25 protein-coding genes are annotated in these 26071 nt (G+C 68.3%); 5 read left to right on the forward strand and 20 right to left on the reverse strand.

Going from position 1 to position 26071, the window contains the following annotated elements:
* Positions 1-73 precede the first annotated feature (73 nt).
* Positions 74-493 (reverse strand): heme-binding protein, encoded by a 420-nt coding sequence (locus tag C8258_RS02940; protein ID WP_106953717.1) that lies wholly within the window; start codon positions 491-493, stop codon positions 74-76.
* 95 nt (positions 494-588) lie between these two features.
* Here C8258_RS02940 and C8258_RS02945 point away from each other — a divergent pair, with 95 nt between their 5' ends.
* Positions 589-1020, forward strand: coding sequence for a MarR family winged helix-turn-helix transcriptional regulator (locus tag C8258_RS02945; RefSeq protein WP_106953718.1), 432 nt, complete (start codon positions 589-591; stop codon positions 1018-1020).
* Positions 1021-1209: 189 nt separating this feature from the next.
* Here the strand turns inward: C8258_RS02945 and C8258_RS02955 are convergent, their stop codons facing one another.
* A complete protein-coding gene (locus C8258_RS02955) occupies positions 1210-1644 on the reverse strand; it encodes a hypothetical protein (protein WP_146161140.1) in 435 nt (144 codons plus the stop codon).
* A 7-nt stretch (positions 1645-1651) separates the two neighbouring features.
* Entirely contained in the window at positions 1652-2569 is a 918-nt protein-coding gene (locus tag C8258_RS02960; protein WP_233224836.1) for a cutinase family protein, read from the reverse strand.
* Positions 2570-2964: 395 nt separating this feature from the next.
* Here C8258_RS02960 and C8258_RS32480 point away from each other — a divergent pair, with 395 nt between their 5' ends.
* On the forward strand, positions 2965-3120 hold the full coding sequence (locus C8258_RS32480; RefSeq protein ID WP_158271200.1) for a hypothetical protein: 156 nt from the start codon (positions 2965-2967) through the stop codon (positions 3118-3120).
* Between the two features lie 142 nt (positions 3121-3262).
* On the opposite strand, the gene C8258_RS02970 is transcribed toward C8258_RS32480, so the two are convergent.
* The 7 genes from C8258_RS02970 to C8258_RS03000 all read right to left on the reverse strand — a co-directional run bounded on the left by C8258_RS02970 (position 3263) and on the right by C8258_RS03000 (position 10471).
* A complete protein-coding gene (locus C8258_RS02970) occupies positions 3263-4111 on the reverse strand; it encodes a 3-hydroxybutyryl-CoA dehydrogenase (RefSeq protein ID WP_036510909.1) in 849 nt (282 codons plus the stop codon).
* A 107-nt stretch (positions 4112-4218) separates the two neighbouring features.
* Positions 4219-5427, reverse strand: a complete 1209-nt coding sequence (locus tag C8258_RS02975) for a Cmx/CmrA family chloramphenicol efflux MFS transporter (protein WP_146161141.1) — start codon at positions 5425-5427, stop codon at positions 4219-4221.
* Positions 5428-5683: 256 nt separating this feature from the next.
* Positions 5684-6982, reverse strand: coding sequence for an RNA polymerase sigma factor (locus C8258_RS02980; RefSeq protein ID WP_106953722.1), 1299 nt, complete (start codon positions 6980-6982; stop codon positions 5684-5686).
* Positions 6983-6986: 4 nt separating this feature from the next.
* Positions 6987-7343: a YciI family protein gene (locus tag C8258_RS02985; RefSeq protein WP_106954029.1), complete on the reverse strand. Its 357-nt coding sequence runs from the start codon at positions 7341-7343 to the stop codon at positions 6987-6989.
* A 14-nt stretch (positions 7344-7357) separates the two neighbouring features.
* Entirely contained in the window at positions 7358-7927 is a 570-nt protein-coding gene (locus C8258_RS02990; protein WP_106953723.1) for a dihydrofolate reductase family protein, read from the reverse strand.
* A 109-nt stretch (positions 7928-8036) separates the two neighbouring features.
* A complete protein-coding gene (locus C8258_RS02995) occupies positions 8037-9383 on the reverse strand; it encodes a family 1 glycosylhydrolase (RefSeq protein ID WP_106953724.1) in 1347 nt (448 codons plus the stop codon).
* A 161-nt stretch (positions 9384-9544) separates the two neighbouring features.
* Complete coding sequence (locus C8258_RS03000) at positions 9545-10471, reverse strand: alpha/beta hydrolase (RefSeq protein ID WP_106953725.1); 927 nt, start codon at positions 10469-10471, stop codon at positions 9545-9547.
* 292 nt (positions 10472-10763) lie between these two features.
* Between C8258_RS03000 and mug the strand changes: the two genes are divergently transcribed.
* On the forward strand, positions 10764-11327 hold the full coding sequence (gene mug / locus C8258_RS03005) for a G/U mismatch-specific DNA glycosylase (RefSeq protein ID WP_106953726.1): 564 nt from the start codon (positions 10764-10766) through the stop codon (positions 11325-11327).
* Between the two features lie 19 nt (positions 11328-11346).
* On the opposite strand, the gene C8258_RS03010 is transcribed toward mug, so the two are convergent.
* From C8258_RS03010 to C8258_RS03025, 4 genes are all read right to left on the reverse strand, one after another.
* Positions 11347-12573 (reverse strand): VWA-like domain-containing protein, encoded by a 1227-nt coding sequence (locus tag C8258_RS03010; protein ID WP_106953727.1) that lies wholly within the window; start codon positions 12571-12573, stop codon positions 11347-11349.
* Complete coding sequence (locus C8258_RS03015; RefSeq protein WP_106953728.1) at positions 12570-13799, reverse strand: MoxR family ATPase; 1230 nt, start codon at positions 13797-13799, stop codon at positions 12570-12572. Before C8258_RS03015 ends, C8258_RS03010 begins: the two co-directional genes overlap by 4 nt.
* 45 nt (positions 13800-13844) lie before the next feature.
* Positions 13845-15221 (reverse strand): hypothetical protein, encoded by a 1377-nt coding sequence (locus tag C8258_RS03020; RefSeq protein WP_369974691.1) that lies wholly within the window; start codon positions 15219-15221, stop codon positions 13845-13847.
* Between the two features lie 77 nt (positions 15222-15298).
* A complete protein-coding gene (locus C8258_RS03025; RefSeq protein ID WP_106954030.1) occupies positions 15299-15727 on the reverse strand; it encodes a GtrA family protein in 429 nt (142 codons plus the stop codon).
* A gap of 239 nt (positions 15728-15966) precedes the next feature.
* On the opposite strand from C8258_RS03025, the gene C8258_RS03030 reads away from it, so the two are divergent.
* A complete protein-coding gene (locus C8258_RS03030) occupies positions 15967-17283 on the forward strand; it encodes an MATE family efflux transporter (protein ID WP_106953730.1) in 1317 nt (438 codons plus the stop codon).
* Here C8258_RS03030 and C8258_RS03035 read toward each other — a convergent pair.
* From C8258_RS03035 to C8258_RS03055, 5 genes are all read right to left on the reverse strand, one after another.
* Entirely contained in the window at positions 17270-17680 is a 411-nt protein-coding gene (locus C8258_RS03035; protein WP_146161142.1) for a hypothetical protein, read from the reverse strand. The genes C8258_RS03030 and C8258_RS03035 overlap by 14 nt on opposite strands.
* A gap of 305 nt (positions 17681-17985) precedes the next feature.
* Positions 17986-19008 carry an LLM class flavin-dependent oxidoreductase gene (locus tag C8258_RS03040; protein WP_106953732.1) on the reverse strand — a complete coding sequence of 341 codons (1023 nt, stop codon included), beginning with the start codon at positions 19006-19008 and terminating at the stop codon, positions 17986-17988.
* The gene (locus C8258_RS03045) at positions 19005-19829 is read right to left on the reverse strand and encodes a DUF1684 domain-containing protein (protein ID WP_106953733.1); all 825 of its coding nucleotides are present in this window, start codon (positions 19827-19829) and stop codon (positions 19005-19007) included. The genes C8258_RS03040 and C8258_RS03045 overlap by 4 nt, the downstream gene beginning before the upstream one ends.
* Before the next feature lie 271 nt (positions 19830-20100).
* Positions 20101-21309, reverse strand: a complete 1209-nt coding sequence (locus C8258_RS03050; protein WP_106953734.1) for an NAD(P)/FAD-dependent oxidoreductase — start codon at positions 21307-21309, stop codon at positions 20101-20103.
* Positions 21310-21407: 98 nt separating this feature from the next.
* On the reverse strand, positions 21408-22781 hold the full coding sequence (locus tag C8258_RS03055) for a lipase family protein (protein ID WP_146161143.1): 1374 nt from the start codon (positions 22779-22781) through the stop codon (positions 21408-21410).
* Positions 22782-23832: 1051 nt separating this feature from the next.
* Here C8258_RS03055 and C8258_RS03065 point away from each other — a divergent pair.
* Positions 23833-25113 carry an MFS transporter gene (locus C8258_RS03065; protein ID WP_233224837.1) on the forward strand — a complete coding sequence of 427 codons (1281 nt, stop codon included), beginning with the start codon at positions 23833-23835 and terminating at the stop codon, positions 25111-25113.
* Here the strand turns inward: C8258_RS03065 and C8258_RS03070 are convergent.
* Positions 25110-26054, reverse strand: coding sequence for an ADP-ribosylglycohydrolase family protein (locus C8258_RS03070; protein WP_106953738.1), 945 nt, complete (start codon positions 26052-26054; stop codon positions 25110-25112). The genes C8258_RS03065 and C8258_RS03070 overlap by 4 nt on opposite strands.
* Between the last annotated feature and the right edge of the window lie 17 nt (positions 26055-26071).

Consider the following 26071-nt stretch of genomic DNA (forward strand, 5'->3'; position numbering starts at 1 on the left):
AAGTTGGCCCGAGCACTGATCAGTGCTGCCCACACTGCCTGGCCCGAGCCTGCCGACATTGCGTGGTCGTCGACTAAGTCGACGCGACGGACGACAGAGAGCCGACTCCAACATCGACACACGCTTCATCCTGCGCGAGCGTCCCTCCGGCGATTGCGATCGCACCGACGACCACACCGTCGCGCCAGATCAACCGGGCGGCCCTGCCCGCCACAATAGGTGTTCCGGCTGTGTCGATTATCTGCGCGAACACCGCAGGGTAGGCCTGCTGCAGATTCATCAGGTCAGTGTCGTCGCGACGAAATAGCGCAACGCTGGATGCTTTCGCCGGGGCTATACGCGCCGACATGGGAGATGCATCGTCCATGCGATCGAGAACCTGCAGGTGCCCGCCGTCGTCGACGATGGCGATCGTCACTGCCGCGCCGAGTCCGATGGCGTGTCCGCGGACCCGGTCGCTGACCGCCCGAGCTTCGTCCAAAGTGAGTGACATCGTTCCACCTTCAATATCTTGGTTCAACCAATCTTGGTCCGACCCAGGATAACAGCGTTTATTGGTTGCACCAAGAGATTGGCTAGACTGCGCGCATGGAGATGGGCGAAGCGCCGACCCGCCTGCGCAGCAAACCGAGCTGGCTGCTCAACAAGGTTTCCGCGCGGGCACATCGGGTCATTGCAGAAACGATGGCCGGTTTCGATGGGCACGCCCATCACTTCGCGATCCTCGCCGCGCTGGACGAGTTCGGCCCGGACAGTCAGGTCCGGATCGGCCAACGGTGCGGAATCGACCAGAGCGACATGAACACGATGCTCAATGAGCTGACACAACGAGGCCACGTCGTGCGCACCCCAGACCCCAGCGACCGGCGCCGCAACCGGATCACCCTGACCGCCGCCGGGCGACGACGGCTCAAAGAGCTGGACACGACACTCACCGAGGTTCAACACGACATCCTGCGTGCCTTATCGTCCACCGAGCGCGACACGCTCACCCAGCTACTCACCCGCATCCTCGAGTAGACCTGGTTCAAGAAGGAAAGCCAGAGGTTTATGGCGACGATCTGGACAACTGCCTTGTAGCGGACTGCGAGCTTGTCGAATCGTGTTGCGACAGCGCGGTTCTCTTTGCGCAGGGTTGATGCCGCATTCGACAGCATGGCCCTGTTTGTAGGCGTCCTTGCCGAAGGCTGGTGGTCGCCCGCCCGCCGACTAGTTCGCTTCGCGGAACCGATCCGCCATCGGATACCAGCCGGGGGCCGCCGACGCGAGTTCCCCGGCGACACCGAGCAATTGCGCGGCCACCAGCTCGAGCCGCGGCTGCGGCCGGGCGAGGGTCGTGACCAGCCCCACCGGCACGGCGGTACTCAACTCGCGCAACCGGGTGAAGCCGTCGGGATCCCGGTTCGCCGCGCAGTACAGCAGGGCGCTGCCCCATCGCTGACAGAATTCGGCACTGTCCCAGAGGTTTTCGGCCGAGCCGACATCGATGACCACGGTGGGCGGCCCGTCGATCACCCAGCCTCTGCGGGTCACCCGGCCGACCACCGCCACCGATTGCTGCTCGCAGACGCGGTCGATCACACTTCCGAGCGGCCCGTCCGCACCGACGATCGCCACCGCACCACGATCGGCCGTTTCCCGCATACCCACCTCACTTGCCTATCAGATCCACCAGTTGCCGGCGCAGCCAGGACAGGGCCGTCTCACCACCCGGCCCGACGACATAGAACGGATAGCTCTGGTGGACACCGGAATTCACGAACTCCGCGATCTGGGCCTTGCGCTCGTCCACGGCGCTCGCGTCGAGCTGACCGGCCAGCAATCCGAGTCCTCCCGCGGCCAGCGCCGAATCGAGAAGATCGGCCGCATCCCGGGAGTACCGGTCGAACAGCGCCGGATCGGGATTCGAGATCTCCACGAAGAATCCGGCGATGCGGCCCGCGAAATCTCCGTCGGGCATCGCACAGTACAGGTCTCCGGCGGCACAGAACGTGTAGGTGCGCGCGGCGAGCAGGCCGAACCCGCCGGGGCGCGGCCCGCCCGCGCCGGCACCGGTGACCGGCGGGCCGATCAGCGTGTCGGTGGGTGCGCGGCGAGGATCGGAGACCAAGCCCACCAACGCGATTCGGTCGGGCGCCACCACACCGTGACCGGTGCCGATCTCGGCCGCGAGATCACCCGCGGCATCGGCGCCCTGGCTGTAGCCGAGGATCGCGATGCGGGTCGCGGCGCACGACTGTGCCACCGCGGCGACCGCGGCGCGGGCCTTGTCGACGGCTTCGCGCTTGGAGCGGCCGTACACCTCGCCCTCCCACGGGAACGCCGTCGCGGAGTAGGCGACATAGCCGACACCGACGTCGCCCGGGAGTGCGTCCACACTCGCCGCGAGCATCCCTGTGCGCGGGTCGTCGTCGGAGGTTTCCCAGGTGCCGGGTACAGCGAGCACATACAAGCCGGGACAGGCCGGCATCGCGTGCGCGGGCGGGCTCCCGCCGAGCTGCGCCAGGCCGTACGTCACCGCCACCAGACCGGCGGCCGCGAGGGATTTCCAGCGTGTATACGGAGACACGGTGACACCTCCGAATCACTCGGCAGCTTTGCCGCGACCCGCGCGAGCGGTGTCGTAGTTGAGAGAATGATAGATAACTTATCACTCTCGCTGTCGGGGCGCCGCCGGATTTGCTCGAATTGGCCCGCATCGAGATCCGAACATCCGAAACTGGAAAGGTCTCCACGACAGCGGCATTGAAGGTGAATCGCCGATGGCGGCATACGACCGCTGCCCTGGCCTATGTGCAGTTCGTGGGCACACCCCGCGCGACATATGGTGGCCGGTAAGAACTGTTAGTAACTTGATGGCCCATTCGACGCACGTGCCGGTTTCCGCCGGGACCACCACCGAGCAGACCGACCCATCGGCGCGTGCCGGCGATTCGACAGCCGCCGAACGGGTACGCGCACGGCATGAACCACCCCGAGAACACCGACGCGCATACGGATACCGAACAGGACGACCAGGAAACCCAGGGCAAGCGCACGGTCGACGCGCCACCGGAGACCTCCGGCAAACTGGCCGGACCCGGGCCCGCCCGCGACCAGAAAGAAGACCCCGACACCTGACCCGTGCCTGCGCGAACCCGGTGGCGGTCAGCCGTTTCGACGGTGCGCCGTCGCGGCGAGCGGTTGGCGAAGAATGGGTCCGCCCCGCATTCCCGGTGATACGCCCACAGCGATATCCGTCCGGGAACGCGGGGCGCCGCGATCAGCTGTACTCGTAGAATCCGCGACCGGTCTTGCGGCCCAGGCGGCCGGCGTCGACCATGCGACGCAGCAGCGCCGGGGGTGCGTAGTGCGGCTCAGCGAATTCGCCGTACAGCGATTCGGCGGCGGCGAGAGCGACGTCGAGGCCGACGGTGTCGAGCAGGGTGAGCGGGCCCATCGGGTAACCGCAGCCGCCCTTCATCGCGGCGTCGATGTCCTCGGCGCTGGCGTAGCCCGACTCCAGCATCCGCACCGCCTGGCACAGGTACGGGATCAGCAGCGCGTTGACGATGAATCCGGAGCGGTCACCGGCCTGCACGGTCGTCTTGTGCAGGGTGTTCTTCGCGTAGTCGGTTACGGCGGCGGCGGTCTCCGGCGAGGTGACCAGCGTCGAGATCACCTCCACCAGGGGCATCACCGGCACCGGGTTGAAGAAGTGCAGGCCGACGACCTGCTCGGGGCGCTGCGTGGCACCGGCCACCTTGATCACCGGGATCGAGGAGGTGTTGGTGGCGAGGATGCCGGTCGGCTTCACGATCTTGTCCAGCTTGCCGAAGATCTCATACTTCAGCGATTCGATTTCCGGCGCGGCCTCGATGACCAGGTCGCGGTCGGCGAACTCCTCGATGTCGAGGGTCACCCGCACCCGGGCGAGCACGGCGTCGGCCTCGTCCTGGGTGATCTTGCCCTTCGTCACGCCCCGCGAGATCGACGATTCGATGCGCTTGTGCGCCGCCTCGGCGAACTCCGGCGTCGTCTCCAGTACGAGAACCTCGCTCCCGGCCTTCGCGCATACCTCGGCGATTCCCGCACCCATGGTTCCGCCACCGATCACACCGATCAGCTTCACAGTCGTCTCTCCCACCATCTCGGTTCCGAACACTTGCGCGCCCATTATCGCTGTTCGGGTAGTTGGAACAGGTTGCGGGCAAACTCCGGACCCCGCCGGCCGCGTCATCACCGGCCGCGCCGCGCTGCCGGGCGATCGGCGATTCCGCTGCTCGACCGGCTCGTGGCGGGCCGACGCCGATCCAGCACGACGACACCCACCGCGGCGACGGTGCAGGCGGCGCTGCACCACAACGCGGTGGCCGGATGACCGGTGAGGTCGACCACCGGACCGGCGGCGACCGGGCCGAACACGGCGCCGATATTCAACGCGGTGGTCGCCAACGCGCCGGCGATGCGGGGAGCAGCCGGTGTCGCGGTCCGCACGATCGTCGCGATCAGCGTCGAACCGACGCCGAACGCGACCGCACCCGCCACCACCGACATGACCACCACCCCGATCAGCACGTGCGCGGCCACCGCGGCGACGAGCCAGACTCCCACGAGCAGAGCCGTTCCGACGAGGACGATCCGCCGCTGATGGCGGTCGCTGTAACGACCGGTGACCGTCACGCCGAGAAACGAACCGGCACCGAAGAGGGCCAGCACCACGGGAACCCACCCATTTCCGGCGACGGCGGTCGTACTGGTGCCCAGATAGGTGAATGCGGCGAAGGTCGCGGCGTTGACCAGGATTGCGGCCGAGACGGCGATCCGGACCGGCCACTGTTTCAGCACCGACCATTCGCGCCGCATCGACGGAGCGGGCCCACTCGGCACATCGCCCTCCCGTACCTGGCGGCCGAGCATCACCCATACCGGCACGAGCGCCACCGCGCTGAGGACAGCGACAGCCCAGAACGCCGAACGCCAGTCCCAGAGCTGTCCCAGCACCGTGCCCGCGGGCACCCCGGCGATGCATGCCACCGTCACCCCGGAGACCACGACGGCGGTCGCGCGGCCGATCATCGCCGGACCGACCAGCCGCGGAAGCGCGGCCAGCGCCACCGCGAGAAACCCGGCATCGGCGATCGCCGCGACACCCCGCGTCGCCAGCAACGACGCGAAACCGGTTGCGGTAGCGCCGATCACGTGTGCGACACAGAACAGCCCGAGAAACGCCGTGGCCGAATACCGGACCGGCACACGGCCCGCCGCCATCGCCATCGTCGGCGCTCCCACCACCATTCCGGCCGCGAACAGCGAGGTCAGCAAACCGGCGGCGCCGAGCGAGACGCCGAGATCGTCGGCGATCTGCGACAGCAGTCCCGACACCATGAACTCCGATGTGCCCTGCGCGAACACCGCGACAGCCAGCACGACAACCACAAGGGGCATGAGAAAGTACTCCAGGAGACAGGGCGCCGCATACGGCGCCCAGGGAACGAAACCGGCATCATCCGGCGCTGCGAGATACGCCAACCGCACCGGTCGCTCAGCGATCGGTGGGGAACCACTCACAACGCCGCCCGGCCCACAGGCCGAGCGGCTACCGTTCGGATGCCTCCGGAGAACTCACCCCATCACCCTAACAACGCGTATCGGCGGGGATGACCGCGCCACCGAAAGCCGAAGTGCCCTGGCCATACTCGGCCTAGTCCAGCCGGGCCGCACGGTCGCGCAACAACGCTTGTTCGGCGGCATTGGCGGTGAGATCGGCGGCGCGCAGATAGGCGGCGCGAGCGTCGGCCGCGCGGTCCAGCTGCGCGAGGAAGTGCGCGCGGACGGCGTGCAGCAGGTGATAGGACTCGAGCGCACCGGTCGCGGCCACCGCGTCGACGAGGTCCAGTCCCGCGGCGGGGCCGTGCACCATCGCCACCGCGACGGCGCGATTCACCTCGACGACCGGCGACGGAAAGCGTTCGGCGAGAACGGCATACAGGCCCGCGATGCGTCGCCAATCGGTGTCGTCCGAGGTGGCGGCCATGGCATGCGCGGCGGCGATGGCCCCTTGCAGGGCGTAGCGACCGGGTGGAACACCGCGACGCACGGCCAGGTTGTGCGCCCGGCCGAGGGCGGCGAAGCCGCGGCGGATCGACAGCTGATCCCAGCGGCTCCGGTCCTGATCGGGAAGCAGCACGAGCTGTCTCGTCGCGTCACTGCGCGCGCCGGTGCGCGACGCCTGCAATTCCAGCAGGGCCGCGAGGCCGAACGCTTCCGGTTCCAGCGGCATCAGCCCGGTGAGGATCCGCGCCAATCGCAGTGCGTCGTCGCACAGTTCGGCGCGCACCCAGTTCTCGCCGGAGGTGGCCGCATACCCCTCGTTGAAGATCAGATAGACGACCTCCAGCACGGACTCCAGCCGCTCGGCCAGCTGCGGGCCCGACGGAACCTCGTAGGCCACCTTCTTCTCGGCGATGGTCCGTTTGGCGCGCACGATCCGTTGGGCCACCGTGGTTTCCGGCACGAGATACGCCCGGGCGATCTCGTCGGTCGTGAGGCCGCCGACCATGCGCAACGTCAACGCCACCCGAGCGGGCTGCGACAGCACCGGATGGCAGGCGGTGAACACCATGCGCAGCAGGTCGTCCTCGATATCGTCCGTATCCGGTTGCGCGCCGGTGTGTTCGGTGAGCAGGTCGTGCCCGAGCATCGGCAGTTTCCGGGCGAAGGTGGCGTCACGCCGGATCCGGTCGATGGCACGGTGTTTCGCGGTGAGCATCAGCCAGCCGCCCGGATTCGGCGGAATCCCGTCGCGCGGCCACTGTTCCAGGGCGGCGAGGTGTGCGTCCTGTGCGAACTCTTCGGCGGTGGCGATATCACCGACCAGCCGGGTGAGGCCGGCCACCAGCTTCGGCCATTCGATGCGCCACGCCGCCTCCACTGCCCGAGCCGCCGGTGAGCGGCCGTCGGCACCTGCGTGCGGACGGCCGCTCACCCCGGGTAACGACATACCGTCAAGCCTGGTCGTCGAGCTGGCGAATCTCCAGTTCCACATCCCATTCCGGCCCGTGCAGCCGCAGAAACCGCGAACCCCATTCCATGGCCTCGTCCTGCGAGCGGGTCTGCAGCAGGCAGTATCCGCCGATGACCTCCTTGGACTCGCTGAACGGGCCGTCGAGCACGGTCTGCTTGCCGCCGGTCTGACGAACCCGGACGCCTTCGTCGACCGGTCGCAGTCCCGCCGTGTCGAGCAGCACGCCGGCCTTGGTCATCTCCTCGAGCAGTCTGCCCATATCCTCGGCCATGGCGGGATCGGGTCCCTGCACCGGCGCGGCCGCGGGGTCGAGCCGGATCAGCATCAGATAACGCATATCGGCATCCTTCCTCATCGCACCTGGTAGCGGAGATACACCGCGCCCGAACCGAATGCCTTCGACTCCAGCAGGTCGAGATCCAGTTTCGCCTTGTCGTGGAACACCGGGGTGCCCGAGCCGAGCGTGACCGGATGGACGACGATGCGGAACTCGTCGACCAGCCCCATATCGATGAACGAATGCACCAGCTTCGGACTGGCATAGATCGCGATCACGCCGCCGTCCTGGCGCTTCAGCGCCTCGATCTGCGCGGCGACGTCGCTGCTGATCAGCCGGGTGTTGTTCCACTCGGCCGACTCCAGCGTGGTGGAGCAGACGATCTTGTCCACGGCGTTGACCCATTCGGCGTGCCGGCGCTCGCCTGGGGAACTCTCGGCGTTCGGCTGCTGCGACCAGTACCCGAACATCCCCAGGTAGGTTTCGCGGCCGTAGATCGCGGTGTCGAAGTCGGCCTGGATGTGCTCGGCGTAGGCCTGCAGTTCGTCGTCGTAGGCGCGGAACGTGAACTCGAATCCCAGATCTTCGCCGGACGAGGCATAGCCGTCCAGGGTCATATGCTCGAAAGCCACCAGTGTGCGCATGGTTGTGTCCTTCCAGGGGTGGGCTGCCTCTCAGCCCTCACCTACCCCTCGAACGGGGCATCCCCCGAATCGACATCACCGCAAAACTTTTTTTTGGTGGGGAGAACGCCTACGGCCCCGCGACCGGGCTGAGGCAGCTGGCCGGCGGGTCGTCGAAGATGCAGAGGGCCGGGGCGCGGGTGGGGCGGTAGTCGCCGGGGACGCCACCGGCGGCGACGATCTGCGCGTAGGTGCCGACGGCGTCGGTGGGCCGGCGGGTGAGCGACGGATCGGTGCGGACGTCGACGGTGTACAGGCCGAAACGCGGTGTGTAGCTGCCCCATTCGTAGTTGTCCGTGAGGCTCCAGTAGTTGTAGCCCATCACGTTCATACCGTCGGCCTTGGCGCGTTGCAGCCAGTAGACGGTGTCGCGGAGGTGGTCGCTGCGGGTGTAGCCGTCACCGCGGGGCAGGCCGTTCTCGGTGGGCATGCCGTTCTCGACGATATACAGCGGCTTACCGGGGAACCGGCGCGAATAGTGCTGCAGCGCATAGTAGATGCCCTCGGTGCGCAGCGGCATGTCCCAGATGCGCGGGCCGGGCAGATTCGGCAGCGACGAACCGGTGGCCCGTCCGATCGCACTGTACAGCGACTGCGCCGGGTCGAATCCGAAATAGTAGTCGACGCCCACGTAGTCGAGCCGGGCGCCGATCCGGTCCACCAACTCACCGTTGACCTGATCCTCCGCACCCGCGACGTATCCGACGTTGGCGGTGACCTGAGCTCCGGGCTGCTTCTGATGGATGTAGTCGTAGCTGGCGTTGTGCACGTCGACCACCCCGGTCAGCATGGCGCCGGCATCGGCGCCCGCCTCGCGAACCTCGTTCTGGATGTAGGCGACCGGTTCGTTCACGGTGACCCACAACGGGTTCCGCGAGGAATAGCGATCCACGACGGCACGCATGTTCGCCAGCCAATCGCCCGCCATGCCCGGATTGCGCCAGCCGCCCCGGTCGGCCTCCCAGCCCGGATACACCCAGTGGTCGAGGGTGATCATCGGCCGCATCCCGGCGCGCACGATGCTGTCGACCACCGAATCGTAGAAGCGGAACGCGCTGTCGTCCCACTTCCCGGGCTCGGGTTGCAGCCGCGCCCACTCGATCCCGACCCGGAACACCCGCATTCCCATATCGGCGGCCAGCCGGATGTCGGAGTCGTAGCGATCGGCGAAGTCGACCGAATTCTGCAGTGGTTCGTACCCGGGGTTGCGCGCGATGTAACGAGTCCAATTGCTGTCGGGCGAACGGCCTTCGGACTGGAAGCCCGAACTCGCCACACCCCAGAGAAATCCGGAGTCCAGCGACGCGAGCGCTGCCGCCCGTATCGGTGGGCCGGCCAGGGCCGGAGTGCCGCTCAGCAACACCGACGCAACAGCGACGAACACGGCCGAGACATTGCGCAGAAACCGGGATCGCATCAAGCCAGGGTAACGAATGGAGCCGGTCCGCGCTGGTGATCGGTCACCACTACATCACCGTCGCAATGGGATCCGGCGCGCCACCAGCGACCCGCGAGCATCGCATCCTCTTGCGCGTGGCAGCGCACCGGGTGACCGACAGCCGCCCGGCTCCGCGCTGGTCAGATCGTTTTCTCGGGCAGCCTCTCCGCGACCCACGCGTCGATCTCGCGCAGAGCGGCAGCGGCCATACCGGTCGGGCGGAAGGTGAAGGCGTGGGCGGATTCGGGATAGACGCGGACGTCGACATCGTTTCCCGCAGCGGCGAGCCGGGCGGCCAGCGCCAGATTGTCTTCGAGGAGGATGTCGCGTTGCCCCACCACCAGCAGCGCCGGCGGTAGGTCGCCGAGGTTGCCGTAGAGGGGAGATATGTCGGGATCGGTGCGGTCCGCGACGTGACCGGCGTAGGCCTCGATGAAGTACTCGTCGGCGTACAGCCGGCCGCCGGGAGATCGTCCGCTCAGGTCGTAGGCGCCGTACTGCAGGACCGCGCCGGCGAACCGATCGGCCAGTCCTCGATCTCGCAGACGCAGCAGGGTGGTCACGGCCAGGGTGGCTCCCGCCGAAGCCCCGCCCACCACGAATGCCGATGTGCCGAACAACGATTCCGCGCGTTCCATCAGCCACAGCGCCGCGGTTTCGCAATCGTCGGGCGCGGCGGGCCAGGGATGTTCGGGTGCCAGTCGATAATCGACGCTCACCACCGCCACTGCGAGAGTGTCGGCCAGCACCGCATTGCGCGCATCACCACCGGCCGCCGAGCCGATATAGAAGCCACCCGCGTGGATATCGAGATAGACGCCCCGTATCTCGGTCTCCCGGGGAACGGTGACCCGCACCGGAACTCGACGACCGCCGACTTCGGCCATCTGCTGGGCCGCCCGGGGACCCGACGGCGGCCGGGACGCGGCCTGCCTCGCCCGGACCCGCTGCAATTCCTCGAAATCAGCAGGACCCGCAACGGGTTTCGAGGCGGCATCGAATCGCCGGCTCTCCTCGACGTGCGCATCGAATCTCGCACCGATCAGCCGCTTCAGCCCGATTTCCATGATCCTCCTGATCACGCCGCATGCCCTGCGGCACCGAATGGCGGCTGCTCTCGGCGCATCGACGCCGGACAACTCCACGTTGTTCACTCGGATGCAATCAGGTGCGGTGACCTGTATCAAACAACCGGACACGCCGGTACGCACAACCATTGGTTGAACACCCAGGGTGACGGCGACTTCTCGCAGCACATTCCCGCTGTCTCAGCACACACCGGCGAACCTGCGGGCACTCCGCGCCGTCGGCGATCACCGCCGTGGGCGGGCGCGACGCCCGGTCCGGCAGACTGGGCGGATGGCACATTCCGCCGCGTACCGCCCGACCCCGGCGGATCTGGCCGCCGCGAAGGACCGCACCATTCCCGATCTGGTGGCACCCGATCTGCGGGTGCTGTTCTGCGGCATCAATCCGGGCCTGTGGTCGGGCGCGACCGGCCACCATTTCGCGCGGCCCGGAAACCGTTTCTGGCCCGCGCTGTTCCGGTCCGGCTTCACGCCCCGGCTGTTCCGTCCCGATGAGCAGAAGGAACTGCTCGTCCTCGGGATCGGCATCACCAACGTCGCCGCGCGAACGACGGCGAAGGCCGACGAGCTGACCGCGGCGGAATTGCGCGACGGCGGCCGGGCGCTGGCCGAGCGAGTCCGGCGCTACCGACCCCGGGCCCTGGCCGTCCTCGGTCTGGGCGCCTACCGCACCGCCTTCGGCCGGCCGAAAACCACCGTCGGACGCCAGGCCGAAACCCTCGGTGCCACCGAAATCTGGGTGCTGCCCAACCCGAGCGGCCTCAACGCCCACTACACCCTCGACGCCCTGGCCGCCGAATTCCGCATCCTGCGCGAAGCGACGGAATCCGACTGACGGCCGACGAACACCGCTGTCATCCGATCCGCACGACCCGTGCCCATTCGGGCGGCCGGGCCGGAACGTAATCCGGATCGGCTTCGCTCCACGACCGCTGCCGCCCCAGCAATCCCACCACCGTCCGGCAGGCGGGCCGGGACGCCGGCCACGGTGTGTGACCGTCGGTCAGGACCACGATCACGTCCGGACGGGCTTGCGCGCGTAGCGCTTCGGCGAAGCCCGCGCGTAGATCGGTGCCTCCGCCGCCGACCAGCGCGATGTCTTCCGCTCGGCACAGGGGCTGCGCGATCCGCGCGGCGGCGTCACACGACAGAACCTTGACGAGATCGCGGCGACCGCCCACGGCACGGACGATGGCGAACGTTTCCAGCAGCGCGCTGCCCAGTTCGGCGTCGCTGACCGACCCCGAGGTATCGATGACCACGCTGACTCGCGGCGGGGTGTGCCGCAGGCTCGGTAACACCACTCCGGGTACTCCGGCCGATCGCCGAGCCGGCCGGCCGTAGGTGTAGTCGTCGCCGGCGCCGGACGCGGAGACCGCGGAGCGGATGGCCCCGCGCAGCAGGTCGCGCCACGGCTGCGGTGGATGCAATGCCTCCTCCGCCCAGCGCCGCCAGCCTCGGGGCGCGTCACCCGGACGCCCGTCGATGCCCTGCGCCACCCGGAACCGGACCGCCTCGCATTCCTGATCGCTGAGGCCGTTCGCCCCGTCCGGTCCCAGCTCCCAGTCGCGGTCGAGCCCGTCGGCACCGCTGCCGCAATCCAGCCAGGCCATGTCCTGGGTGTGGGGCCCCAAGCGAAATCGGCGCAGGTAATCCTCCATGAGTTCACCGCTGGGCAGTCCCAGACTTGCCGGTAGGACAGCGCCCTCGGGCTGGATCAGTCCGTCACCGAACGCATCATCGTTGATCTCGGCGTCCGCGGCGATATTCATGCGCAGGCGTTGCGCCGGGCCGGTCAGGTCGTGGTCGTGAGCGAACCGGTCACTGCGCCCGTGATGGTCACGCAGCAGATGCGAAACCTCGTGGACCAGAATCGAAGCCAGTTCCTCCACGGATGTGCGGGCGACGAACACCGGTGAGACGTAGCACCGCCAGTACCGGTCCACGCCCATCGTCGGCACACCGCGTGACTCGACGAGGTGCAACGCGTACAGAGCGGTGGCCAGATAGGGTCGGGCCCGCACCGCCAGCAGGCGGGCGGCGCAGAGCTTCTCGAAATCCGCGGCCGCGGGCGCCGTCATCGCCCGGCCTGCGCGGCGACGCGATCAGCAGCGCGATCCGCTGTCCGCGACACCGCCACCATTCCCGCGAGTTGCTCGATCGCGGCCGGGATCTCCCACTGGTCGCGGCGCAGGGCGGCGAGGGTGGTGGCGGGAACGACCACCAGATCCGGCGCGCCGGTCTCGACGGCCTTCGCCAGCAGCGCCCAAGCGGCGTCCCAGCGCGACTTCTCCGGTTTCCGGCGGACCGCGGCCACCACACCGTCGAGCACCGCCTGGCGCAGATCGCCACGCTCGGGCAGGTCGGCGGTATCCGGATCGGCGAGCAGCTGCTCGGGGTCGGGCAGTTCCATCCGGTCGATGCTGGTGAGCAGTTCGAAGCCGGGACCGTCACCGACGGTCCCTCGCACCAGCAGGGAAAGCACATCCCGGCCGGCGCCGGCGGCGGTGGCGAAGGCGATCAGTCGCAGGGTCATCTCCCAGGTGCGCGGCGAGGGCCAGGCGCCGCCCCGGCGTGCTTCACCGCTGGGCATCCGATGCACCAGCGCGGGCCGCGCGGCGAGCAGCCCGCACACCGCGCGGCGAGCGAAAGACACTGCCTCCGGGAACATTTCGGGATCGAGCGTGGGCAGGCTCGCTCGGGGCCAGACTCCGCCGAGTCCGCGCACGACGACGTCGGGGTCGTGCGTCCAGGTGAGGTGGACGAATCGGTTGGCCAGTGGGGCGCTCAGCTCCCATCCGTCGGCCGCCGAGGAGCGCGGGTTGGCGGCGGCGACGATGCGGACACCGGCAGGTAGCCGCAATGCGCCGATCCGGCGTTCGAGGACGAGCCGCAGCAGCGCCGCTTGCACCGCGGGCGGTGCGGTCGACAGTTCGTCCAGGAACAGCAGTCCGCGACCGGCACGCACCAGCCGGACCGCCCAGTCCGGCGGGGCCAGCGGCACACCCTGAGCCGCGGGATCGTCTCCGACGACGGGCAGGCCCGAGAAGTCGGACGGCTCGTGCACACTCGCGATCACCGTGGTCAGCGGAAGGTCCAGGGAATCGGCGAGCTGGGTCAGCGCCGCCGTCTTCCCGATCCCGGGTTCGCCCCACAGGAGCACCGGAAGGTCCGCGGCCACGGCCACTGTCAGGGCCTCCAGTTGGATGTCGGAGGCCGGCTCGGTGGTGGACTCGTTCAGCAGGGTCAGCAGTTCGCCGGCGGCGTCGATTCGGGCGGTGCCCGTGGTCGAGGCAGATGTGGTCATCGATGAATCACCTTGGTGTCGAAGAAGTCGGGCGGATATGCGCGGTCAGCGCGCCATCGCGTGGCGCGGATGGGTGCGGTGGTGGGTGCGCCGTTTTCTTGGCGGAGCGGATTCCGTTGGCCCGCTGCGGAATTGCCGGTAGGTGTGCTCCCGCTGTGCGGCCACCTCCAGCTCGTCGCGCAATGCTCCCGCGCGCAACCGCGCATCGGGACCGAGCAGGTTGTCGACGACGGCCAGCGCACCGGCGATATCGCCGTGGCGCAACCGATCACGAGCGCCGGCAAGGCAATCCGGTCGCCGGTGCGCCAGGTCGATCGCCTGCAGGCAGGGCAGCGGTGTGCCGGACAGGGCGACGAGCAGTTCCTCTCGCCGCAGCTCGGCCGGGCTGTGATCCAGCGCGGTCAGCGTGCCGTCCACCAGTCCGACGCGGTGCTGCTCTCCCCGGCACTGCACCAGGTGCGCACGGCTGTACGCGCTGGTGTCGGAAGATGGTGCGGCCGAGGAGAACTCCGGCACCAGCGCCGAAGCGACCAGGGGATGCAGGCGATCGGCCGTGATCGCACCGGCGCGCAGCAATGCCAGGTCGGGAAGCATCCAGGTCGCCGCGTACGGCAGGACAGGAAGCGCGGACACCGCGCCACGCGGGTATGGGTACGCGATTCGGAGCGCGGGAGGGTCTCCCTCGTACTCGAGGATGAGCCGGTGTCGCGCACCGAATCGCACCTGCAGCGCACCGCGCGGACGGCCGTCGGTGCGCAGCAGCAACTCCGCCTCGGCTGCCCACCGGTCGACGGCGCATCCCGGCGGGACGTGCTCTGCGATCGCGGCCTCCGTCCCGTTGCCACCGGCTGTTCGACCTGTACCGCAACGGATTCCGAGTTCTGCGGATCGTCGCGCGTCCCAGAGGTGACGGTGCAGGTCCAGCCGGAAGCGGCGGTTGGGCCGGGGATGCGGATGCGAGCCGATGCCGCCTTCCGGACGGGATTCGTCCCACAGCGCCAGGCTCATGCGTTGTCCGGAGTCGGCCCAGGCCGGCGCGGTGCGGACGACGAGATGTATGAACCCTGCTCTACCGCAGCACTTTCCGCGTTCTCGCGGGTCGTACCGGGCCAGAGTCGTCGTCAGGCCGGGCCGTAACAAGCCGTCGGAGGCGACCCTGGGCATATGCCAGCGCAGTAGATCCGGCGCCAGGTGCCGCAGATCGCCCAGTACGCGGGCGGCGAGTTCGCTGCCGTGGGTACGTGCCAGTTGGCGTGGATCGACGTCGACGTCGACACCCGCCGCGGCACATGCTCCGGCCCAGTCCCCGGCACGACGCCGGGTCGTCGCGGTCTCGATCATGGCGGGCGGTACGGCGAACTCGCGTATCCGCAGCCACAAGGGAATTCGGGAATCGTTCCCGTTCGCGGTCACAGGGTGCATCAGCACTCACCGTGTGCGAACGAGACCCCCAATCCTGAATCGCAATGAGTCATCATCGCGGTCGATGATACCGCCTCTCAGAAGACGAAGCCACGCAGAGCCAGGAACCGCAGACCGCCGACCGTCCCCGTGACGGCGAGGACGGCGCTCGCCTGCACGAGATCGCCGAGGCCGGGCGCCCAGAAACGGAGGCCGGCCAGCGCGGCCGTACTGATCACCACACCGAGGAGCGCGAGGCCGCCGCCTTCCCATTGCGCGGTGAACCAGCCGATGCGGCCGGCCGCTCGGAACGTGAGGCGGCGGTGCAGTTCGTTCGCGATCGCCGTACTGACCAGCGAGCCCACGATATTCGCGACAAGCGGTCCGAGCCCACTCATGACCACGAACAGCAGGGCGTAGGCGATATTGCTCGCGCCGCCGACCAGCGCGAAACGGATCAACTGGGCGAAGGCGTGATCACTGCGCACATACCGCCGACCGCGGTCGAGCCACTGTGAGCGCAGCATCGGCGGGCGTCCGATACCGAGAGCCGAATCGAAGCGACTGACGAACGTCGTGTCCCACCCGGCATTCCGGGCTCCGACCGTGGCGAGTGCTCCGCTGTTCATGGGAGAACTGTCTTCCATGCCGCTGTCACCGGACTGACGCAGCGCTGACACGGTACTTACACGAGCTCCGGCGCGGGTAGCTCCGGTTTCCGCACCACTGGAAGAGGCTTGCGCGGGAACGCTATTAGAGTCCCTGCATGGGGAGGCAAGCGCGAATCGCGCGACTTCGTCAGGTGAGCGGACTGGCGGCGCCCGTCGTTCTGACCTCCGCGACGACGCTGGTGCTGGGCGTGACCGATACCGCGTTGCTGGGTCACCACTCGATCGAAGCGCTCGGCGTCGCCGCACTGGTTGTGCCGGTATGGATCTGCTGCACCGCGCTGGTGGTGCCGTGGGGATCGGCCACCCAGATACTCGTCGCGCGCCGGCACGGCGGCGGGGATATCGACGCGGTCCGGGCGGTGGCATCGACAGGGCTTTCGGGCGCCGCTGCGGTCGGAGTGACGGTCGCGGTGGCCGCGGCGGCGGCCGCACCCGTGATCGTGGCGGTGACCGCGCCGGTGGGCCCGGATCGGCGTGAAGCGACGGTCATGTTGTGGATTCTGTTGTGCGGGTTGCCGTTCACGGCCGTCACGGCTCATCTGCGTGGTGTACTCGCCGGCATCGGTGATACGAGATCCGGCGCCCGGGTCGCGGTGGCGGTGGCCGTGCTGAACGTGATGGTGTCGTGGATCCTGATCTTCGGGGCGGGATGGGGGCCGGCGGGGTCCGCGATCGGTTCGACCGCCGCCGTCGCAGCAGGCACGGTCGCGCTGATTCCGCGTGTTCGCCGGGCCATCGGGTCGGCAACCGTCCGGGCTCGCGCGGATCGCACGGTGTGGCACGCGGTGACAGTGCTCGCGGTGCCGGATGTCGTATTCGGAGTCGTCGGCTACGGGAGCGATGCCGTGATCACGGCAGTGGTGGCGCGAGCGGGGACGGTGAGCCTGGCCGCGCACCGGGTGATGAGCCTGGCGGTCTCGCTGGTGTGGATGCTCGTGTTCGGAATCGGTGTGGCGGTGGCGGTTCTGGCGGGCCAGTGCCTCGGCGCCGGCGACGATCGCGGGCGGCGCGCTGTCGTGCGGGCCGGCGCGGTGCTCATGATCGGCGCCTCGGGTGCGGTCGCGCTGCTGCTCACCGCGCTGTCGCCGGTGTTGTTCCGGCTCCTCACCGCTGACGCCGCGGTGAGTGCGACCGGGCACGGGGTGGTGTGGTCGTTGCCGGTGCTGGCGCCGGTCATGTCGATGGGCATGGTCTACGCGGCCCAGCTACGCGCGGCCGGGAACACGAAGGCGGTCATGTCCGCGTCCGTGTTCTCGGTCGTCTGCGTCACCCTGCCCGCGGTGTGGATCGCAGCCGCGGTGCTGCACTGGGGGCTGCCCGGTGTCTATCTCGGGATCGTGGCGGGCTGGACCGCACGCGCCTCGGCCACCCGCCGGCGATGGCGGGCACAGGTCGCCGTTACCCCAGCTTGAACACATTGGCCTTTCCGGAGACCACGGTGTCCTGAGGATCCACCAACGCCACCCGGACCTGCACGGTCTGGCCCTGCTGCAACTGTGCGGGCGACCCGTCCGGGCCGGTCAGCTCGACAACAGTGCTCTGCGTTTGCCCATTGCAGGTGACCTGCGGTTGCGTACCCATCGCGGACGGTGCGTCGGCGTTGGGATCGCCCACCATGACCTTGACCGCGGACGTGCCTGAATTGGCATCACAGGTGTAGTCGACCCCGACATTGGCCGGCCCCACCCCTTTGATGTCGATGGAGTTGGCGGCGAGCGCTGGAGCAGCCGTCGACACGGCGGCCAGCCCCATCCCTGCCAGGGCGGTGACGAAAAGTGCTGAGCTTCGGTAGTTCCGGCCGGTCATCATCGATCTCGTCCTCCTGGCTCGTAGTACGAACGGTGATACCGAATACGGTGGAACGCCGGGTGTCGTATCGCGGGTCAGTGGACGCGCCGACACCGTTATCGGGCAATGGTGTGGATACCCGGAAGCACAGGTTCAAACTCGCGGCCTGATCGTCGCGATGCCCGACGCCGCGCTCGGCAGAAGCGCGCTCGGACCGTCTGCAGAGTCGGCGATCCGATCATCGCCGACCCTGCTGCTCACACCTGGGCGCGGTGTCCGGGTGTGGACCCCGGCCGGTTCGCCGAGCGGGGTCCTCTCGCGTCGGCCTAGGCCAGCGCGGGTTTCCACCCCAGCTCGGGAGCGATCAGCTCCACCGTGTCGTGCAGGATCTGCTCGTAGTCGGCGCGATGGAACTCGTAGGGCAGTTCCAGACGCAGTTCGGCGGTCTGCGCGAGGACCGGATCGGCGCGCAGCTGTTCGAGAATCTGCTCGGCGGTGCCGACGACATCCGGGGCGAACAGGACCCGTCGCTCACCCTGCGGGCCGAGGGTGCGTTCGTGGCGGCCGGCGGCATAGGCCCGGTACCGCTCCCGAGTCGCGCGGTCGGCGCTGTCGAACGGGACGATCACCCGGCCGATCGCGACGCGCGTCGGACGCGACGGATCGATGCGTTCGCGGTAGTCGTCGATGAGCCCCAGCTGAGCGGTAACGAAATCGTCACTGCGGTCACCGAATACGATATTTCCGCTGAGCAGATTCAGCCCGTTCTCCGCCGCCCAGCGCACCGAGCGGGTACTCCCGCCTCCGTACCAGACCCGGTCGGCCAGGCCGGGGCTGTGTGGTTGGAGCCGGGGGCGCTGGGTGTTGCCCGGCGAGTGGATGACGGTGTCGGCGTCGCCCAGGTAGTGGCCGCGCAGGTTTTCTATCAGCCGGGCCACCCGGCCGTAGGACAGGTCGAAGCTGCGCCAGTCGCCGTCGAAGACCAGATCACCGATCAGGTCTGCGTGCGGCGGCGTCCCCGCGCTGAAACCCGGCTGCAAACGCCCCTCGGACAGCACGTCGGCCAGCGACAAGTCCTCGGCCAGCCGGAACGGGCTCTCGTACCCGATCGGAATCACCGCCGCGCCCAGCTCCACTCGGCTCGTCCGCTGGGCGGCCGCGGCCAGGAAGACCGCTGCCGAACCGACTCCGTGCTCGAGATGCCGCTGCCGGATCCACGCGCCGTCGAACCCGAGTCGCTCGCCGAATTCGAACAGTTGCAGCGTGTCCTCGAGGCCGGTGTACGGATCGTCGTCGAGGTAGTTGCCCGGGGTCAGAAACGCCAGCGAACTGATCCGCGGCGAGCTCATTGCTGACGCTCGTAGGGGATCTTCTCCCCCGCCTCGACCGCGATCGGCAGCCGGTTCTCCGCCGGTGGCAGCGGGCAGGTCGCCAGATCGGTGTACGCGCACGGCAGGTTCACCGCACGGTTGAAGTCGAGCACCACGGTTCCGTCGGCATCCGGCGCCGGCACCTGCAGCACCCGATTCGCCGCGTAGGTGGTGACTCCGGACGTCGCGTCGGTGAACAACACCGACAGATCTCCGGGGTTCTTGCCGGGAAAAGCAGTGAGGCGCAACGGTTTACCGTCGACCTCGAATTCGATCTGCCCCGGCGCATCGTATACGTGCTCGAGTCCTTCCACCGCAGCGCCGACCGTCGTCGGCCGCGGCTCCTCGAAGGCCACATAGCGTCCTGTGACCGCCCACTTCGGGTCCGGGACGAACGCCGGAGTGCCGCGAAAAGCGGTGCGCAGCGGGGTGTTCGGGTGCCGAGGGCGCACGATGTCGTGGCCACCCCGCTTGGCGACCTCGATCACGGCGTCTTCCCAGACAGCGTTCACGCCACCGCGTTCGGGGATGACGCCGAACCCATGGCGGCCGCGCACCGGCTCGCCGTCGACGACCAACTCTTCGTCCTCGTCGAGCACGACCACCACACCGTCGGCCCCGGTCGACCAGGCGCCGGGGGCATCGTCGAAGCGCTGCGGGTTCTCGGTGAGCCAGTGCAGACTCGTGATGGCGAGAAAGCCGTGCCGGTCGGACAGGTGCGCTTCCTGCCGCCGATGCCATTCCCGCCACTCGGTGGTGAAAGTGTCCGCGTCGGTGGGCGACGGTGCCGATGTTGCCATGGTTTCGATGTAAGCGGATGCCTCGGCCCGCGCACAGGCTTCCACTCAACCCGAACACAATTCGAGTGTCGGTCGGCGACCGGGGCGGGAGATGATCATGTGCGCAGCCGGTAGCCGGTTACGAGCGTGGGGCGCAGTCGGGGACGGGTGAACTTTTCGTGCAAACCTCGGCGAGATTGCGCGAAAACCGCAAAGAACGGCCAGGTTTGCACGAAAAGTACAGCCTCCCCGCCGGCAAACTCGCCACTCACCGGCCGCGACTACTGACCACTCAGGGCAGCGCGCTTGAACTGGTGCGGTTTCCCGGGACAGTGTCGTCGTGCCGGGCCTGCAGCTGCGCCGGCCGGTACTTGCCGTCGGAGAACCAGTGGTGCGAGCCGGGTTTGCGGGCCTCGGTCGCCAGATGCTTGATCCCCGCCTCGCACGCGAATTCCTTGAGCTTCTTACCCGCGAACCCGCCGAAGTACAGCCGCATGGCGGTCTCGTCCTTGTGGCCGAGCTGATAGATCCCGGCGTCCCGGCCGAAGCTGAGGCACATGGCGGGGAAAGCGAGGTCGATCGCCGAGGGCTGTTCCCCCGCGATGCGGTGCAGGACGGTGTCGGCGGCGTGCGCGCCCAGGCAGTACGCCGTGTAGGCGCTCATGCGGAACGGCAGATCCGAGGGTGCCGACGAATCGCCAGCCGCGACGATGCGTTCGTCGGCGACGCTGGTCAGTGTCTCGTCGGTGAGCAGCCGCCCGGCGCCATCGACGCTCAATCCGCTGCGACCGGCCAGGTCCGGTACGCCGAAGCCCGCCGCCCAGATCGTCACGGCACTGGCCAGGGTCCGGCCGTCGCGGAGTACCACAGCGTCTCGCCCGATCGCGGTGACGGTCGCATCGGCACCTTCGACGACCTGCACTCCGAGTTTCGCGAGGTACTTGTGCGCCGTGCGCCGCGCCTTGGGATGCAGGTACGGACCGAGAACGCTGCCACACACCAGGGTGACCGCGCGCCCTTGTCCGGCCAGCTCGGCGGCGGTCTCGATCCCGGTCGGCCCGCCCCCGATCACCGTCACCGCGGCCGACGAGGGCGTATCGAAGAGGACCGATCGCAGCCGCTGCGCCGCCTCCAAAGTCGCTATCGGATAGCCGAATTCGGCCGCCCCGGGTACCTGCGGCGCGGGGATGCCGCTACCCACCGCGTAGATCAGATAGTCGTAGCCGATGCTGTCACCGCCGGCCAGCTGCACCGTGCGCCCCGCCACGTCGATCCGCGTCACGCTGTCGACGACCAGCCGCACCTTCTCGGCCAGGACATCGGGGTAATCGACGACCGCCTCGTGCGTCGCGCCCACCAGCTGGTGCAGCCGCAGCCGCGGAACGAAGACCTGGCGGGGGTTGATCACCGTCACCCGCACGTCGTCACGCTGCGTCAGGCGGTTGGCCGCCATCACCCCGGCGTATCCGCCACCGATCACGAGGACTTCGTTGTTCTTCATCGTCTTCCTCCGTTTGCTGAGGGGGTCGGCCATAAGACGCCGCATCCCCCGCGGCTGTGACAGCGCGTGAGGTGGATCACGCCGCATTCACCCGCCTGTCAGCGATCCTGCTTTGGACCGGCGGATCGACTCGGCGGCGAGGTCACTGGCCGCACGGGTGCTGCGGAGGGTTTCTCGGCTTCGGGGACGTCGCTGGACGCACCGTTCGACGTGCTCGGCCCCGATGCGGCATCCGCGCGTGGCGCCACTTCGCAGGCGTTCGGCGCCGGGACACCGGACAATCGTTCGCCCAGCCACTGCGTCGACCCGAGAAAGCCGTCGAAGTAGCCGAGGATATGTTCCCCGCCCACGATGCTCTTCGTGGCCGGAACTCCCAGAGCGCACTGTTCGGTATAGAACGCCTCGGCCTTCGCGACGGGCATCCAGGGATCGTGCACGCCGTTGTAGACGTAGATCGGCATGCCGGCCTTCCTGCCCTTCAGGCTCAATCGCCGGAACATCATGTCGGCGAATGTGGTGTGAAGCGGGTCGGCCATATTCGCCACGGCCGCATAGGGTACGAACACTCCGATGTCCGCCATGGTCGAACTGCACACATCCTTGAGCGGGGAAATGGCCGCCCATTGCGCCAGATGATTCATGCGGCTGAGGATTTCGGGATGTTCGCGGGCCAGCGCGAGCGTCACGGTCAGCATCAGTCCCGAGGCGTAGGTGCCGTCGAAGGTCTTCGCGAAGGATTCGTAGTCGATGGGCAGGCCGCCCATCGCGGCCCCGGCCAGGTGGGGTGTCAGTTCCGGGGCGTATTCGTGTGCGAGCATCGCGGCGGCGTAGCTGGCGATGGCACCGCCGGAATAGCCGGTCATCGCGAAACGGCTCTCACCGAACTCGTCCGGCATCAGGTGGCGTACCGCACGCACGGTGTCGAGCATGATGTGGCCGGCCACGGTCGGCTCGGCATAGGACATCAAGGGGCCCTCGTGGTCCGGGATCACCACCGCATAGTTCCGGCTCGCCGCCCACATCGTCGGTGACGGGACGAAATCGTTGCCGGTGCCGCCGGTCGTGATGTCGAATCCGTGGGAGAACACGTAGCCGGGAGTGCAACGCCGGTTGAGCGCGTTGATCGGCGGCGCGTTCAGCAGCACCGGACGGCTCCCCGGTCCGGTCCACCGGCCGAAGGGCAACAGCAGCGTCGCGGTCCCGAAGGAGGGCGCACCGGCGGAGTTCGTGGTCCGGAATTTCACCTGTACCGCCCGCTGAACCGGCGTGAGCACCGTCAGGAAGACCATCGGCACCCCCGGCCAGCTGACATCCCGCGATTCGATGACGTCCCCGGGTGCGTAATGCGCGAGATCCGCCGGTGCCTCGTCGAAGAACGGATCCCCGGTCGGACTGGATTGGATCGCCTTCCACAGCGCCTGCGGATCCGACGCCCCGCCGGGATCGGCAGCAGCAGATCCGAGCCCGGGCACCACCGACGTCGGCGCGGGAATGGTGTCGTCGAGCCACTTCTGAAACGCCGAAGGCCCCGGATCCTTATGGGCGGCTGAAGGATTCGGCTCGGAGGACGTAGCGCCCGGATCAGCCGCCGACGGCGCAGCGGGGCTGGACGCCGACGGCGCAGGTCGATCGGAGGTCGACGGCGCAGCCGGAACGGCCCCGGACGGCACGGCACTATCAGCGGCCGACGGCGAAGCAGGACTCGGCCCGGACTGCACAGCCCGATCGGCAGCTGGCGGCGCGGCCGGAACGGCCCCGGACGGCACAGCAGAATCAGCGGTCGACCGCGTGGGAGGACTCGAACCGGACTGCACAGGCCCGGGGGCAGTTGGCGGCGCGGCCGGGCCCGATGCGGACGGCTCGCCCGGGCTCGATGCCGCCGGAACTGTCGGGCTGGTAGTGGATGGTGCCGGGGTAGGCGACGGCGGGTCGGCGAGCGCGGCGGCCGGCCCCAACGCCACTGCGCACCCGATCGCCAGCGTAACCGCGACGCTCCGCAGACATTTCACGACAACACACACCCGCCCTGTCAGAGTTGTACTCGAACCGAAGGTCGTGCAGAAGTGGAACAGTCCCGGCAAATCCGGCACACAAGGGCGCACGTCGGCAGCGGCCGACACCGCACCGACTTCCGAAAGATACCCCCGGACCAGCAAACTTCGGGGGATCTGCGCCGGCGCACCACCTCGTGTCTCGAGCGGCGTGTACCCGGCACCAGCCTCTGCTGCGGCAACCTCGCCGCCGGAACCGCCTTCCGCGGCATTCCGCCCATGCCGGTGCGCGGCATTCCACCCATGCCGGTGTTCGAGAAGTAGCGACGTCGGTTCGTGCCCGGCGAATCGCGAGTTGATACGACTGAAGCCCGCACGATCAACAGGAGGCCGAAACTGGTGTGGTGAGAGTCGGTCGCCGGAAGTATGTCTGCAGCGAGGCCACCGATCTCACCGCATCGACGCCCGATCACCGTAGGCAGACAGGTTCAGCAAAACTGGGCCCTACCATCGATCGATCGGAGTCCGCCTGGTGACATGTGGCGCTGCCGAAACCGATCGACTCTCACCCGACTTCTCTCGCCTGTGGCAGGCCTCGACCGTCAGTCAGTTGGGCAGCGCCTTGGGCGCCGGTGCTCTCCCACTGGTCGCCATCCTCGTCGTGCACGCCTCCGCCCTGCAGGTCTCGCTGATGGCGGCGATCGCCGGATTGGCCAGTGCGGCAATCGCATTGCCGATGGGATCGTTCATCGAGTTCCATCGCAAACGACCCATCATGATGCACGCCGACCTCGTCTCGTTCGCGGCCCTCGCCAGTGTTCCTCTGGCCGCATGCTTCGGTGCACTGACCTACGGGCAACTCTGCGTCGTACTCACGCTGCAAACCCTCTGCGAAATGGTGTTCAACGCCGCCAGTGGGGCCTATGTCAAGGCCATCGTCGCCGAGCCGCACCGCGTGCGAGCCAACAGCCGGTTCGAATCGACCTTCTGGACCGCATCCACCATCGGCGCTCCGATCGGCGGCGTTCTCATCACGGTATTCGGCGCAACGATCACCGTGGCGCTCGACGCGGTCAGTTATCTGCTGTCCGCGTTCAGGATCCGGAGCATCGCAACCATCGAACCGATACCGGCGCACGCGCCCACCGACCACCAGTGGCGACGTGAGATCCGCAGCGGATGGACTTACATCTTCGAACACCCCGTACTGCGCCGGCTGTTCTGGAACGGCATGCTCTTCGGCGGAGCGGTCACCCTCACCACCCCGTTGCTCGCCCTGCTCATGCTGCGCGAACTGCACTTCGCACCGTGGCAGTACGGACTCGCCCTGGGACTGCCCTGCCTCGGTGGCCTTTTCGGATCCTTGTGCAGCCCAAGACTTGTGGCGCGATTCGGTCAACGGGCAGTCCTCCTCGGCTCCGGTACGTTGCGTACCTGCTGGGTGGGACTGCTCCTGATCGCAGGCCCCAGCGCACTGGGCCTCCTCGTCATCCTGACCGCCGAAACTCTCCTGTTGCTCTGCGCCGGAGTGTTCAACCCGGTGTTCGCCACCTACCGAATGAACTGCACCGCCGACGATCACATGAGCCGCGTCCGCACCGCGTGGTCGATCAGTTCGAAGAGCGTCCAGCCCGCGTTCATCGCCCTGGGCGGTCTGATAGCAGGCGCGACGAGCCCACGGGTGGCGATCGGGTGCGCGGCCGCCGCCCTCCTCGCCGGCTCGGTCCTCCTGCCCTGGCGGCAGACCAGGACAACGGCGCCACGCGACACCGACGGAACCGCTCTGCAACAGATTTCAGGCGCGGAACACTAACCCATGACCCCGCCCGACGGAAGTTCGCCGGCGCCGCGTCGCTCCAGCGCCCATGCGGGCAGTGGCTCACGCGCCGACAGCCACTCCTCAGGTATACCGCGTATCGAACCTCGGGAGCCGACTCCCGTGTACGCGGCCACGATTCCGCCGACGATCGCAGCTGTGGTGTCCGCGTCCCCGCCCGCCTCGATGCAGGCGGTGACCGCAGCCGGATAGTCGCCGAGGAAGCTCGCGGCCGCCCACAGGGTGAACGGCACCGTATCCTGCGCGCTGACCCGGGCGCCGTTGCCGAGTTCGTAGGCCGCTTCGGCCACGGAGCTGCCGATCAACTTCCGGGCGCGACGGATACCGTCCGCGGTGCGCCCGTCGACCAGGTACGGCTCCACCGCATCCAGCAATTCGCCGGGCGCACAGTCTTTTCCACGAACCGCTGCGGCGTGGCCGGCCGCGACGGCGACCGCCATGGCGCCGACGATCGCTTCCGGATGACGATGGGTGACCTCGGCGGACAGCGCTGCCTGCGCCGCCGCCCGGTCCGGATCTCCGGCGAAATAGGCCCCGAGCGGAGCGACCCGCATCGCGGCACCGTTCCCCCACGACCCGTTCCCGCCGAAAACCGCACCTGCCGCGTCGGCCCAGGGCCTGCCGTCGCGAATCTCGTGCAGCACAACGACTGTGCCCGGACCGTAACCACGGTAGGGCTCACATCGTTGCGCGAACACGGCCGCGAGCGCATCGCGGTCGATCCGGCCGCGGTCGAGGACCTCCGTGTACACCGAACAGGCCATCTCGGTGTCGTCGGTCCACTGCCACGGAGGCGCGGGCGGTCGCCCGGCGTGCAGATCGAAGACGGAGTGCCCGGGAACGAAGAACTGCGCACCCAGCGCATCGCCCACGGCCAAGCCCACGAGGCTGTCATATGCGGTATCGGAGTTCGGCATGCGCGAACAAGCGTGCC

The sequence above is a fragment of the Nocardia sp. MDA0666 genome (genome assembly GCF_003023875.1).
Lineage (GTDB): Bacteria > Actinomycetota > Actinomycetes > Mycobacteriales > Mycobacteriaceae > Nocardia > Nocardia aobensis.